A 12,833-nucleotide genomic window follows, 5' to 3' on the forward strand; every position below is an offset into this window, starting at 1 on the left:
CGTGAGCGAGGTGAGAACGGCTGCCTCGTCGCTCGGCGAGGCAGCCGCCCTGCCCGGCGGCCACTCGGTCGGCCTGGACGTCGGAGGAACGAAGGTCCTCGGCGTCCTGCTCGGACCGGACGGCTCGATCGAGGGGTCGGTCAAGCTGCCGACCGTTCGAGGCCCGCAGGGTGTGGTCTCCAGTGCTGCTCGGGCCGTCCGGTCCCTGACGGACGCGGCAGGCCTCGAGCCTGCCGCGCTCGCGGGACTCGGCCTCGGTGTCCCCGGGCTCGTCGACCCGCAGAGCGGGTCCGTGATGCACGCGGTGAACCTGGGGATCGAGGGTGAGCCGTTCGCGCTCGCCCACGAGCTGTCGGCGATCTTCGGGGGGATCCCTGTGGACGTCGACAACGACCTGAACGTCGCGGCGCTCGGCGCCTCGCACGCGATGGGCGCCGACGGTCAGGACCTGGCCTTCCTCGCCCTCGGTACGGGGCTCGCGGCCGGCATCGTGCTCGGAGGTCGGCTCCGTCGTGGTGTGAGCGGGGCGGCCGGTGAGATCGGCCACATCCCGATCAACCCCGAGGGGCCGTTGTGCGCGTGCGGGCAGCGCGGTTGCGTCGAGACCTACGCCTCGGGCACGGCGCTCAGCGCTCGATGGCCCTCGCAGTTCGGCCGTCCGGCGCCGCTCGAGCTCTTCGAGGCGGCCGCGGCCGGGAATCCCGAAGCGCTCAGGATCAAGGGCGAGTTCGCTGCCGCTGTGGCGAGTGCTGTCCGTATCCTCGAGCTGACGGTCGACGTCCGGCACGTCGTCCTCGGAGGTGGAGTGACCGGTCTCGGTCAGCCTCTCCTCGACGCCGTGCGGGGGGCCCTGGTCGCCCAGGCGAGCACGTCGCCGTTCTTGTCCTCGCTGGAGCTGGAGAAGCGTGTCTCCTTGGCGCCCAGCGATGTGCCCGTTGCCGCGGTGGGAGCAGCCATCGCCGGCCGTAGGAAGGTGTCCTGATGGAAGTTGTGATTGCGCCCGCCGATCAGCTCGCGGTGCTCGCCGCCGAGGCGATCGACAAGCTGGTTCGTGCCAAGCCGGACTCGGTGATCGGTCTCGCGACCGGTTCGAGCCCGCTCAAGGTGTACGACGAGCTCGTCCGTCGTCACACGCAGGAGGGGCTCTCGTTCGCCCAGGCGAAGGCCTTCATGCTCGACGAGTACGTCGGGATCGCGGAGGACCACCCGGAGCGCTACCGCAACGTCATCGAGAAGGAGATCGCCTCGCGCGTCGACTTCGCCCCGGACGCCGTGCAGGGACCCGACGGGAACGCCGAGGACCTCGTCGCGGCGTGCGCCGACTACGAGCGCAAGATCGTCGATGCCGGCGGCGTCGACCTGCAGATCCTCGGGATCGGCACGGACGGGCACATCGCGTTCAACGAGCCGGGTTCGTCGCTCGCCTCGCGGACGCGTATCAAGACGCTCACCGCGCAGACCCGTGAGGACAACGCGCGCTTCTTCGGCGACGACCTCGCGCAGGTGCCGCAGCACTGCCTCACCCAGGGCCTGGCGACCATCATGTCGGCCAAGCACCTCGTGCTCCTCGCGTCGGGCAAGGGCAAGGCAGAAGCCGTCCACCAGCTCGTCGAGGGCCCGGTCTCCGCGATGTGGCCCGCCACGGTCATGCAGATGCACCCCCACGCGACCGTCCTGGTGGACGATGCCGCAGCCTCGCGTCTGCAGCTCGGCGACTACTACCGCCAGACGTTCCTCTCGAAGCCGGAGTGGCAGGGTCTCTGACCGACCCACTCCGGAGGGCCGTGCAGGCCCGACCCACAGCCGCCCGTCGGTTCCGATCACGCCCCTGGTCGGAGCCGACGGGTTTCTCCTTCCCCGACGTAGACTCGAGATCATGATCGAACCCTTGACCCTCCCCACCAACGGACCTGCGGCAGGCAGCCCGTCCGGACCGGAACCGATCGTCCCGGACAGCGACCCGAGCAGCGGTACGTCGACGAGCGTCCTCGAGCGCACGGAGACCACGGCGGAGGTCGAGCCCGGGGACCACGAGCGTTTCGCGCACTACGTGCGCAAGGAGAAGATCATGCAGTCGGCGTTGTCCGGCAAGCCGGTGATCGCGCTGTGCGGGAAGGTCTGGGTGCCGGGCCGTGACCCCAACAAGTTCCCCGTGTGCCCCACGTGCAAGGAGATCTACGACGGCCTTCGCGCCCCGCAGGACGGCGAGGGTGATTCCGGCAAGTGAGCGGGCAACCTCTCTCGAACTCGTCCGCTCGCCCGTCCTCGAACCTTCCCCCAACGGCCCCGCTCGGGGCGTCCTCGGCCGCCGCGTCGCACCTGTCGCCGGCCTTTCCTCGTCGCGCCCCGTGGGGCACGGCGTCCAAGTTGCGCGCCTGGCAGGCCGAGGCGCTCGAGCTCTACCGGACCCGTGCGCCGCGTGACTTCCTCGCGGTCGCTACCCCGGGCGCGGGCAAGACGACGTTCGCGCTCCGTGTCGCGACCGAGCTCCTGGAGCAGGGGGTCGTCCGCCGGGTGACCGTCGTCGCGCCCACCGAGCACCTCAAGCACCAGTGGGCGGACGCAGCGGCCCGCGTGGGTGTGCGCATCGACCCGAACTTCCGCAACAGTCAGGGACGCCACGGTTCCAGCTACGACGGTGTCGCGCTCACGTACGCCCAGGTTGCGGCGAAGCCCGCGCTGCACACTGCGCGGACCGAGGCCGAGCGGACCCTGGTCATCCTCGACGAGGTCCATCACGGTGGCGACGCCCTGTCGTGGGGCGAGGCCGTCCGGGACGCGTTCGAGCCCGCGACCCGGCGCCTCGCCCTGACGGGCACCCCGTTCCGGTCGGACACCGCGGCGATCCCGTTCGTGACGTACGAGCGGGGCGCCGACGGCATCCGTCGGTCGGCCGCGGACTACACCTACGGCTACGGCGACGCGCTGCGCGACCACGTCGTGCGCCCGGTGATCTTCCTGTCGTACTCGGGACAGATGCGCTGGCGCACCAAGTCGGGCGACGAGGTCAGCGCACGTCTCGGGGAGGCGCTCACCAAGGACATGACGGGCCAGGCCTGGCGCACGGCGCTCGACCCGGACGGCGAGTGGATCCCGTCGGTGCTCGCAGCGGCCGACAAGCGTCTGACCGAGGTCCGTCGGGCGATCCCCGACGCGGGCGGCCTGGTCATCGCGACCGACCAGACCGACGCGCGGGCCTATGCGGGTCATCTGGCGCGCATCACGGGCAGGTCGCCGACGGTGGTCTTGTCGGACGACGACGGCGCGAGCGGTCGCATCGACGAGTTCTCGGACGGTGACGGTCGGTGGATGGTCGCGGTCAGGATGGTCTCCGAGGGTGTCGACGTGCCGCGGCTCGCCGTGGGCGTCTACGCGACGTCGACCGCGACCCCGTTGTTCTTCGCGCAGGCCGTGGGACGGTTCGTCCGTGCTCGCAGGCGCGGCGAGACGGCATCGGTCTTCCTGCCCAGCGTGCCGCACCTGCTCGCGCTCGCGAACGGCCTGGAGCTCGAGCGCGACCATGCGCTCGACCGGCCGCTCACGGCCGAGGAGCAGGGGGACATGTACAACCCGGAGGACGCGCTCATGGCGGCCGCCAACCGGGAGGACAAGGCGTCCGACGATCTCGCGGACGGCATGCAGGGCTCCTTCCAGGCGCTCGAGGCGCAGGCGTCGTTCGACCGCGTGCTCTTCGACGGGGGCGAGTTCGGCACCGAGGCGGACGTCGGTTCTGACGAGGAGCAGGACTTCCTCGGTCTGCCGGGGCTGCTCGACGCGGACCAGGTCACGAGCCTGCTGCGCCAGCGTCAGGCCGACCAGATGTCCGCCAGGTCCAAGAAGTCGCGGGCGGCCGAGGTCGAGCGCAGCGAGCTCGACCACCGTCGTGCCGCGGAGCTGCGCAAGGAGCTGTCGCAGCTCGTCGGTGCCTGGGCGCGCCGCAGCGGGCAGCCGCACGGCACGGTGCACACCGAGCTGCGCCGCCGCTGCGGTGGGCCCGAGGTGCCGTTGGCGACGGTCGCCCAGCTCGACGCGCGGGTCGCGGTGCTCCGAGGATGGTTCGTCGGCAAGAAGTAGCGACCTGTGCCACGACGGTGCGAGGCCCGCACGCTCACCGAGCGTGCGGGCCTCGCACCGTCGACGGGGGGCGTGCGTCAGTCGAGCGTGCGTGTCACGGTCGGCAGCGCGGGGTCGCCCGCGGACAGGCGGCGTGCGCCGCGGGGCAGCTCGGCCCGTGCCTCGGCGTGCCGTCGTGCCGCGTTGTGGACCCCGTAGGCGCCGATCCAGCGCGAGTCGACGGCGCCGTCGACCACGAGGGGAACGTGCAGGGGGCGCAGGTCCTCGTCGTCGCCCGGCTCCCAGGCTGCCACGACGTCGTCGGGCCCGGTGACGAGGACCTCGGCGAGGGCCCTGCCGTCCTCGCCGTACTGGCGTGCCGCAGCCTTGCGCCCTCCGGTGCTGGTCTTGAGCGTCGAGGCCTTGGCGACCGACTGCAGGACGCCGTCGGCGTCGGAGCGGGCGACGAGCTTGTAGACCATGCCGCAGGTCGGGGCGCCCGAGCCGGTCACGAGCGAGGTGCCCACGCCGTAGGCGTCGACGGGGGCTGCGGCCAGGGCGGCGATCGCGTACTCGTCGAGGTCGGACGTGACCGTGATGCGGGTCCCGGTCGCGCCGAGGCCGTCGAGCTGCTTGCGCACCTCGACGGCCTGGATGCCGAGGTCGCCCGAGTCGAGACGGACCGCGCCGAGCCCCGTGCCCGCGGCGGCGATCGCGTTCTCGACGCCCCGGCGGACGTCGTAGGTGTCGACGAGCAGGGTCGTGCCGACCCCGAGCGAGGCGACCTGGGCGGCGAACGCCGACTGCTCGTCGTCGTGCAGGAGCGTGAACGCGTGCGCGGCCGTGCCGATCGTCTCGATCCCGTACCGCCGCCCCGCCTCGAGGTTCGACGTCCCGGCGAATCCCGCGACCGCGGCCGCGCGGGCGGCGGCGACCGCGGCCAGCTCGCTCGCGCGGCGTGAGCCCATCTCGAGGCAGGGGCGGTCGACGGCGGCGCTCGTCATGCGTGAGGCGGCCGACGCGACCGCGGAGTCGTAGTTGAGGATCGACAGGACGAGGGTCTCGAGCAGCACGGCCTCGGCGAACGTGCCCTCGACGACCATCACGGGGGACTGCGGGAAGAACACGTCACCCTCGGCGTACCCGGTGACGGAGCCGGTGAACCGGTAGCCCGCGAGGTAGTCGAGCGTGCGGTCGTCGACGACGCGCGCCTCCTGGAGCCAGGCGAGCTCGAGGTCCGTGAAGCGGAACGTCGCGAGCGACTCCAGGACGCGGCCGGTGCCGGCGAGCACGCCGTAGCGCCGACCTGCGGGCAGGCGGCGCGTGAAGACCTCGAACAGGCAGTGCCGGTCGGCGGTGCCGTCGGCGAGCGCGGCCTGGAGCATGGTGAGCTCGTAGCGATCCGTGAGGAGCGAGGTCTGCGGGGAGGGGGCGTACGGTGCGAACGGGGCGGTCCGGGCGGCCGGGGCGTCCGTGCCCGGGTGGTCTGCGGGGCTCATGTGCCCAACCTAGGGCAGAGGACGGCGCGGCGGCGGGCGCGGGACGCCCGTGGACACGTTCCGGGCCTCCCACCAGGCCGTGGACAGGCCCTCGGGGCGTGGACACGGCACTGCTGGACTTCACCCACCCCATAGAGTGGGGGAGTGACTGGAACGGCGACCGCGGGGCCTCGCCTCGACGAGCAGATCGACACGCGGGAGGGGCTGTCCCTCGCCGACACCTGGGTGACCCTCGTGTGGAACGACCCGGTGAATCTCATGAGCTACGTGACGTACGTCTTCGAGAGCTACTTCGGGTACACGCAGCAGAAGGCGAGGACGCTCATGCTCCAGGTGCACCAGGAGGGGCGCGCGGTCGTGTCGTCGGGCGGCAGGGAGAAGGTCGAGGTGGACGTGCAGGCGATGCACGAGTTCGGGCTGTGGGCCACGATGCAGCGGAGCGGGGAGTAGTGCGGCCGTTCCGGCGGGCGCGTCGCGGGTACGTCGCGGAGCTGAGCGCGTCCGAGCGCCTCGTGCTCGCGCACGTGGTGGGCGACGTCGTCGAGCTCCTGCAGGAGCAGACGGGCACGGCTCCCGCGGAGGGCCTCGAGGCCGCACGGATCGAGGGCGTCGCGCCGTTGTCGGCGCCACCCGAGGAGGTGCGCGCGCCCACGGACCCTGCGGTCCGCCGTCTGCTCCCTGACGCCGCTCCCGAGGACGCGGGGGTCTCGGCCGAGTTCCGCCGGTTCACCCAGGGCGACCTGGCGGCCGAGAAGTCGCAGCGGTTGCTGCTCCTCGCGGACCTGCTCCTCGCGGGGGACCCGCAGGACGCGGAGGTGCTCACGCCGCTGATCGTCCGGCCCGACGACGCCCGTCGCGTCGCGGGGGCCCTCACCGACATCCGGGTCGTCCTCGCGGAGCGTCTGGACCTGCGCACCGACGACCAGGTCGAGGACCTCCACGACGAGCTGCTGGCGCGTGAGGAGTCGGGGGCCGAGCCCCCCGAGGAGGCTCCGGACGCCGCGCGGCGCTTCCTTGCGAGCGTGTTCCTGCTCTCGGGGTGGCTGCAGGAGTCGTTGGTCGAGCTGATGCTCGCCGAGGTGCGGCGCACGCCCCGCTGACCTCGCCGGGGCCCGTCGGGCCACCCGTGCCCGCCTATCATGCTTATAAGCCACTCGCGAGATGTGTGTCAAGATGCGCGAGGGGTGGAGTAGTGCCACGATTGTCCTGGTTGAACCGGGACGTCCGCGTCCTGGCCGAGAGAAAGAGGGACAACATGCCTACGTGGCTCATCATCCTGCTCGTCGGAGTCGTGCTGCTCGTGTTCGGTGTGGCAGTCGAAGCGGCAAAGTTCCTGATCTGGCTCGGCATCATCGTGCTCGTCGTCAGCCTCGTGGTGGGGCTGATCGGACGGGGCAAGGCGAAGGTCTAGGGGACCCGGGTCGCCGCCTGAGGGCAGCGTCCCGGGAGCCGGGACCGAGGGCGTCGCACGCGAGTGCGGCGCCCTTCGTCGTGCCCGGACCCGGCGGTGTTCACCGGCACGTCGCCTCCTCCGTCGTCCTGACTCTTCCCCGGACCGCTTCCGCGCGCGGCCGCAGGACGCCCCTGTGGTCGGTCCCACAGGCCGCTGCAGGCAGCGCGACCTCCCTTTCTGCCGCCCCGGCACTAGGCTCGTCACCGTGAACGACGCACCCATCGGCATCTTCGACTCGGGAGTCGGTGGCCTCACGGTCGCCCGCTCGATCCTCGACCAGCTGCCGAACGAGTCGCTGCTGTACATCGGTGACACGGCGAACAGCCCGTACGGACCCAAGCCGCTGGCCGCTGTGCGTGCCATGGCGCTCTCGATCATGGACCAGCTCGTGGACGAGGGTGTCAAGATGCTCGTCATCGCGTGCAACACGGCGTCGTCGGCGGTGCTGCGCGACGCCCGCGAGCGGTACACGGCCCGCTACGGGATGCCGGTGATCGAGGTGATCCTGCCTGCTGCGCGGCGTGCGGTGGCCGCGACCCGGACGGGCAACATCGGTGTCATCGGGACGCGGGGGACCATCGAGTCGCGCGCGTACGACGACGCGTTCGCGGTCGCCCCCGGCCTGCGGCTCACGTCGCAGGCCTGCCCCGAGTTCGTGCGTCTCGTCGAGGCCGGGGTGACGTCCGGTCCGGAGGTGCTCGAGATCGCGCACGAGTACCTCGCCCCCGTCCGAGCGGCCGGCGTGGACACGCTCGTGCTCGGCTGCACGCACTACCCGCTCCTCGCGGGGGCGATCTCCTACGTCATGGGCGACGAGGTCACGCTCGTGTCGAGCGCCGAGGAGACCGCGAAGGACGTGTACCGCACGCTCGTCGCGCACGGTCTGGAACGCTCGCGCGAGGCGGGCGCGCCGGCGCACCGGTTCCGGGCGACGGGCAGCGCCGAGCCGTTCGACCAGCTCGCGCGCCGCTTCCTCGGGCCCGAGGTCTCGCTCGTGGAGGCCGTCTGATGCGCCTGGTCGTCATCGGCTCCTCGGGCTCGTTCGCGGGCCCCGACTCCCCGGCCTCCTCGTACCTCGTCCAGGTGCCCGACGACGTCTCACCGGACGGGCGCGAGTGGAACCTCCTGCTCGACATGGGCAACGGCGCGCTCGGCGCGCTGCAGCGGTTCGTCGACCCGCGTCGGCTCGACGCGATCGGGCTGTCCCACCTGCACCCCGACCACTTCGTCGACGTGTGCGGGCTGTACGTCTACCTGAAGTACCACCCGGACCGGGCGGCCGCGGCGTCGGCGACGTCTCCCGTGCGGCCCGGTGACGCGCCCGCCGCGGGGGCGCTGCCCGTCTGGGGGCCGTCGAACACGGCCGAGCGCATCGGGGCGGCCTACGGCCTCGAGGCGGGGGAGTCCATGGAGTCCCAGTTCGCGTTCGAGGCCTGGGAGCCGGGGCAGGTCGTCACGGTGGGTCCTCTGGAGATCGAGCCCTTCCGGGTCTACCACCCGGTCGAGGCCTACGGCGTGCGGGTCACGGGGCCCTCTAGCCTGGTCCCGGGCGAGCGGGTCACGCTCGCCTACACGGGGGACACCGACGCGTGCGACGCCGTCGTCGAGCTCGCGCGCGACGCGGACCTCCTGCTCGCCGAGGCCGCGTTCCAGGAGGGGCGGGACGACGCGGTCGACCGCGGCATCCACCTGACGGGCAGGCGCGCGGGCGAGGTCGCCACGGCGGCCGGCGCCCAGCGGCTGGTCCTCACGCACCTGCCGGCCTGGAACGACAAGCAGGCGGCGCGCGAGGAGGCCACGGCGGTCTACGCCGGGCCGGTCGACCTCGCGGCGACGGGTCGGGTCTTCACGCTCTGAGGCCCGGATAGGCTGGCTCCATGACTTCAGCCTCCACCTCCCAGACCGTCCGCGCGGACGGTCGCACGCCCGACGAGCTCCGCCCCGTCACGATCACCCGGAACTGGCTCGACGCCGCCGAGGGCAGCGTGCTCGTCGAGTTCGGGCGCACGCGCGTGCTGTGCGCGGCCTCGTTCACCGAGGGCGTGCCGCGCTGGCGCAAGGGCTCGGGGCAGGGCTGGGTCACGGCCGAGTACTCGATGCTGCCGCGCGCGACCAGCACCCGCAGCGACCGTGAGTCCGTCAAGGGACGCATCGGCGGGCGCACGCACGAGATCTCGCGCCTCATCGGGCGCTCGCTGCGAGCGGTCATCGACGTCTCGGCGCTCGGTGAGAACACGATCGTGCTCGACTGCGACGTCCTGCAGGCTGACGGCGGCACCCGCACCGCGGCGATCACGGGTGCGTACGTCGCGCTCGCCGACGCCGTGACCTGGGGCAAGAAGCACGGGGCGATCAAGGGCGGCAAGAAGGTCCTCACGGACTCGGTCTCCGCGGTGAGCGTCGGCATCATCGACGGCACCCCCATGCTCGACCTGCCCTACGTCGAGGATGTGCGCGCGGACACCGACATGAACGTCGTGGTCACGGGCTCGGGAGACTTCGTCGAGGTGCAGGGCACGGCCGAGCACGCGCCGTTCAACCGCACCGAGCTCGACGTGCTGCTGGACCTCGCCCTGCGCGGTACGTCCGAGCTCGCGATCATCCAGCAGCTCGCGCTCGACGAGGCGTCGCGGTGAGCGCTGGGTCCGGTGTGAGCGTTCCTGCGGGGGCCCGGCTCGTCCTGGCGACCCACAACGTGGGCAAGCTCGCCGAGCTCCGCGCGATCCTGGCCGCGCAGCCCGGCCTGGACCTGCCGCCGGAGGCCGTGGTCTCGGCGCGCGAGGTCGGTGCCCCGGAGCCCGTCGAGGACGGCGTGACGTTCGCGGAGAACGCGCTCATCAAGGCCCGCGCGCTCGCCGCGGCGACCGGTCTGCCGGCCGTGGCCGACGACTCGGGCCTCGCGGTCGACGTCCTGGGTGGGGCGCCGGGGATCTTCTCCGCGCGCTGGTCGGGTCGGCACGGCGACGACCGGGCGAACCTCGACCTGCTGCTCGCGCAGCTCGGCGACGTCCCGGCGGAGCACCGCGCGGCGGGCTTCGTGTGCGCGGCCGCGCTCGTGACCCCGGACGGGGGGGAGTGGGTCCGCACGGGCGAGATGCGCGGGACGCTCCTGGGCGCCCCGCGCGGCGAGGGCGGCTTCGGGTACGACCCGATCCTCCTGCCCGACGGCGAGTCCCGCTCGGCCGCGGAGCTGTCGGCCGAGGAGAAGAACGCGATCAGCCACCGGGGCAAGGCGTTCCGCGCTCTCGCGCCCCAGGTCGTCGCGGTGCTCACCGGGACGACGGTCGACGAACCCCAGGCTCAGCCGCTCGCCTGAACGGTCCCCGGCCGGGTCCCGCCTGATCGCAGGTGGTGGCCCGTGCCAGCCCACTGGACGGATCGGCCAAGGACGTCCGAGCGGGCGTGACCTCCGGGTCGCGCTCGCCCGGACGTCGGGCCGCACGTCGAGAACGACGTTCCGTGCGCTCGACCACGAGGTTGCGGTCGCCAAGGCGGGCAGAACGACCTCAACTTCGTTCTCGGCACCAGGGGGCTCAGGACGTCGAGACACGCCCGCGCACCTTGAGGACCAGGAGGGCGACGAGCCGCCAGCCCACGAGCGTCGCGAGCAGGAACGCCGCGGACACCACGAGGAACGCGGTCGCGAGCCCCTCGCCCGTGGCCCAGCGCAACGCCATCCCCACGACCCACGTCGTGACCCACAGCACGACCCCGGTCGGCCAGGCCGCGAGCGGCCACCGCCAGGCGCGCAGGAGGACCCACCCGACCGCGAGCCCCACGAGGAAGGGCCACGCGATCGTCAGGATCGCGGTCAGGGGGCTGTCGGCGGAGTGCGTCGCCCGCCCGCCGGTCGCGAACGCGAGGACCGCGACGACATCGAGCACGACGGCCAGAGCGACGATGCCCGTCCGGACGGTCGGGCGGGGCGGGCTCGGGGCGGTGGCAGGCGTCGAGGTCATGGCCACGACGCTACCGGAGCACGGCCCCCGAGCCGGCGCGGGCCAGGTGGTGCGCGTACCGCGTCCGGGGAACGGGACGAAGGGCTCGGAGCGGGGTGGGGCGCCCGTCCACCTGCTCCCTTTAGGGTTGACCTGTGCACCTGGCTGTCGACGACCTCTCCTTCTCCTACCCGGGACGCCCCGTCCTCTCGGGCGTCTCGCTGCGCGTCGGCGCCGGCACGCGGCTCGGCGTGGTGGGGGAGAACGGCACGGGCAAGTCGACCCTCCTGGGTGTCCTGGCCGGGACGCTCGCCCCGAGCGGGGGCGAGGTGCGCCGCCAGGGCTCGCTCGCCGTCGTCGAGCAGGAGCTCGTGCCGCAGCCCGGGCAGACGGTCGGCGACCTGGTCCGCGACAGCCTCGCGACGGTGCGTGCCGTGGGCGCCGAGCTCGACGCCGTGACGCGCGACTTCGACCACGAGCACGGCAACCTCGCCGAGCTCTCGGACGTCCTGGCCCGCGCCGAGCACCTGGCCGTGTGGGACGCGGACCGGCGCGTCGAGGTCGCGCTGTCCCGGCTGGGGGCGTGCCGCGACCCGCTGCGCGAGCTCTCGACGCTCTCCGTGGGCGAGCGCTACCGAGTCCGTCTCGCATGCCGCCTGGCCGAGCGGAGCGACCTGCTGCTGCTCGACGAGCCGACCAACCACCTCGACACGAGCGGTATCGACTTCCTCACGGGCGAGATCGTGGCGTGGGGCGGTGGGGTCGTCATGGTCACGCACGACCGCCAGCTGCTCGACGACGTCGCGACCGAGATCCTCGACCTCGACCCCGCGATGGACGGCAAGCCCGTGCTGTACGGCCAGCCCGGCTACCTGGCCTACCGCTTCGCGAAGAACCAGGCCCTGCACCGGTGGCGTCAGCGCTACCGGGCCGAGCGCAAGCGCGCCGAGAAGCTCGCCGAACGGCTCGACGCGTCGTACGAGGGGCTCTCGGACGAGTGGCGCCCCGCCAAGGGCAGCCAGAAGCACCGGCGTGCGACGCACGCGCGCATCCACGTCAAGGCTGCGGACCGGCTCGTGCAGAAGCTCGAGGCCGAGGCCGTCGAGGTCCCCGTCCCGCCGCTCGAGCTGCGCTTCCCCGACCTGCTGGCCATGTCGCCCGGCTGGTCGCCCGACACCCCGCTGCTCGAGGTGCGCAGCCCGCGCGTGGACGCCACGCCTCGGGAGCGGGGCGGCGCGCCGGGCGACCTGCCCGACGGCGGCCCCGCCCTGCCCGGCGTCGTCACCCCCGCCGCGCCCTCTGCCGTGCCCACCGGTGCCCGGCTCGACCTGCCCGGGACGCGCATCGCGATCCCGCCGTCGGGTCGGCTGCTGATCACCGGGCCGAACGGCTCGGGCAAGTCGACCCTGCTCGCGGCCCTCGCGGGCACGGTGGGGCTCGACCGGGGCACCAGGACGGTCGCGGACGGCGTGCGGGTCGGGATCGTCGCGCAGGAGGGGCCCGCGCTACCGCCGGGCGCCGAGGAGCGCACGGGCTTCGAGGAGTACGCGCAGGAGGCGCTCGACCTGCTCTCGGCGGGCACGCTCGACCCGGACTTCCTGGTACCGGTCGCGTTCCTCGGGCTGCTGACCGAGGAGGACCTGGACCGCCCCCTGCGCGAGCTGTCCGCGGGGCAGCGCCGCCGCTTCGACCTGGCCCGCGCGCTGCTCGCGGTGCCGCACGTCCTGCTGCTCGACGAGCCGACCAACCACCTCTCGATCGACCTCGTCGACGAGCTCACCCAGGCGCTGCGCGTCACGCCTGCGGCCGTGGTCGTCGCGACGCACGACCGCAGGATGCGCGAGGACTTCGCGGACTGGCCGACCCTCGAGCTCTAGCGCACCCGGCGAG

General features: G+C 72.9%; 14 protein-coding genes. 12 read left to right on the forward strand and 2 right to left on the reverse strand.

The genetic code is table 11. From position 1 onward, the window contains the following. The first annotated feature begins 1 nt into the window (after position 1). From H9640_RS01040 to H9640_RS01055, 4 genes are all read left to right on the forward strand, one after another. Positions 2-982 (forward strand): ROK family protein, encoded by a 981-nt coding sequence (locus H9640_RS01040; protein WP_307824141.1) that lies wholly within the window; start codon positions 2-4, stop codon positions 980-982. Beyond that, positions 982-1,764 carry a glucosamine-6-phosphate deaminase gene (gene nagB / locus H9640_RS01045; protein ID WP_191788885.1) on the forward strand — a complete coding sequence of 261 codons (783 nt, stop codon included), beginning with the start codon at positions 982-984 and terminating at the stop codon, positions 1,762-1,764. Before H9640_RS01040 ends, nagB begins: the two co-directional genes overlap by 1 nt. Before the next feature lie 112 nt (positions 1,765-1,876). Next, a complete protein-coding gene (locus H9640_RS01050; protein WP_138823974.1) occupies positions 1,877-2,227 on the forward strand; it encodes a DUF3039 domain-containing protein in 351 nt (116 codons plus the stop codon). Between the two features lie 92 nt (positions 2,228-2,319). Continuing rightward, a complete protein-coding gene (locus H9640_RS01055; protein WP_225226564.1) occupies positions 2,320-4,074 on the forward strand; it encodes a DEAD/DEAH box helicase in 1,755 nt (584 codons plus the stop codon). Positions 4,075-4,151: 77 nt separating this feature from the next. Here H9640_RS01055 and H9640_RS01060 read toward each other — a convergent pair whose 3' ends face one another. Next, complete coding sequence (locus H9640_RS01060; RefSeq protein ID WP_191788887.1) at positions 4,152-5,552, reverse strand: nicotinate phosphoribosyltransferase; 1,401 nt, start codon at positions 5,550-5,552, stop codon at positions 4,152-4,154. 186 nt (positions 5,553-5,738) lie between these two features. Between H9640_RS01060 and clpS the strand changes: the two genes are divergently transcribed. The 7 genes from clpS to rdgB all read left to right on the forward strand — a co-directional run bounded on the left by clpS (position 5,739) and on the right by rdgB (position 10,321). Further along, positions 5,739-6,002 (forward strand): ATP-dependent Clp protease adapter ClpS, encoded by a 264-nt coding sequence (gene clpS / locus H9640_RS01065; RefSeq protein WP_307824305.1) that lies wholly within the window; start codon positions 5,739-5,741, stop codon positions 6,000-6,002. Next, complete coding sequence (locus H9640_RS01070) at positions 5,972-6,652, forward strand: DUF2017 family protein (protein WP_318243587.1); 681 nt, start codon at positions 5,972-5,974, stop codon at positions 6,650-6,652. The genes clpS and H9640_RS01070 overlap by 31 nt, the downstream gene beginning before the upstream one ends. A gap of 155 nt (positions 6,653-6,807) precedes the next feature. Continuing rightward, a complete protein-coding gene (locus H9640_RS01075) occupies positions 6,808-6,963 on the forward strand; it encodes a hypothetical protein (RefSeq protein WP_168210118.1) in 156 nt (51 codons plus the stop codon). A 247-nt stretch (positions 6,964-7,210) separates the two neighbouring features. Next, the gene (gene murI, locus H9640_RS01080) at positions 7,211-8,014 is read left to right on the forward strand and encodes a glutamate racemase (RefSeq protein WP_191788889.1); all 804 of its coding nucleotides are present in this window, start codon (positions 7,211-7,213) and stop codon (positions 8,012-8,014) included. Further along, positions 8,014-8,862 (forward strand): MBL fold metallo-hydrolase, encoded by an 849-nt coding sequence (locus H9640_RS01085; RefSeq protein ID WP_191788890.1) that lies wholly within the window; start codon positions 8,014-8,016, stop codon positions 8,860-8,862. Before murI ends, H9640_RS01085 begins: the two co-directional genes overlap by 1 nt. Positions 8,863-8,882: 20 nt before the next feature. Then, entirely contained in the window at positions 8,883-9,641 is a 759-nt protein-coding gene (gene rph, locus H9640_RS01090; RefSeq protein WP_191788891.1) for a ribonuclease PH, read from the forward strand. A 14-nt stretch (positions 9,642-9,655) separates the two neighbouring features. Further along, a complete protein-coding gene (gene rdgB, locus H9640_RS01095; RefSeq protein WP_191789144.1) occupies positions 9,656-10,321 on the forward strand; it encodes an RdgB/HAM1 family non-canonical purine NTP pyrophosphatase in 666 nt (221 codons plus the stop codon). Between the two features lie 217 nt (positions 10,322-10,538). Here rdgB and H9640_RS01100 read toward each other — a convergent pair whose 3' ends face one another. After that, positions 10,539-10,964: a DUF3054 domain-containing protein gene (locus tag H9640_RS01100; protein WP_191788892.1), complete on the reverse strand. Its 426-nt coding sequence runs from the start codon at positions 10,962-10,964 to the stop codon at positions 10,539-10,541. A gap of 134 nt (positions 10,965-11,098) precedes the next feature. Between H9640_RS01100 and H9640_RS01105 the strand changes: the two genes are divergently transcribed. Next, positions 11,099-12,820, forward strand: a complete 1,722-nt coding sequence (locus H9640_RS01105; RefSeq protein WP_191788893.1) for an ABC-F family ATP-binding cassette domain-containing protein — start codon at positions 11,099-11,101, stop codon at positions 12,818-12,820. Positions 12,821-12,833 lie beyond the last annotated feature (13 nt).

It is taken from the genome of Oerskovia gallyi, from assembly GCF_014836745.1.
Lineage (GTDB): Bacteria > Actinomycetota > Actinomycetes > Actinomycetales > Cellulomonadaceae > Oerskovia > Oerskovia paurometabola.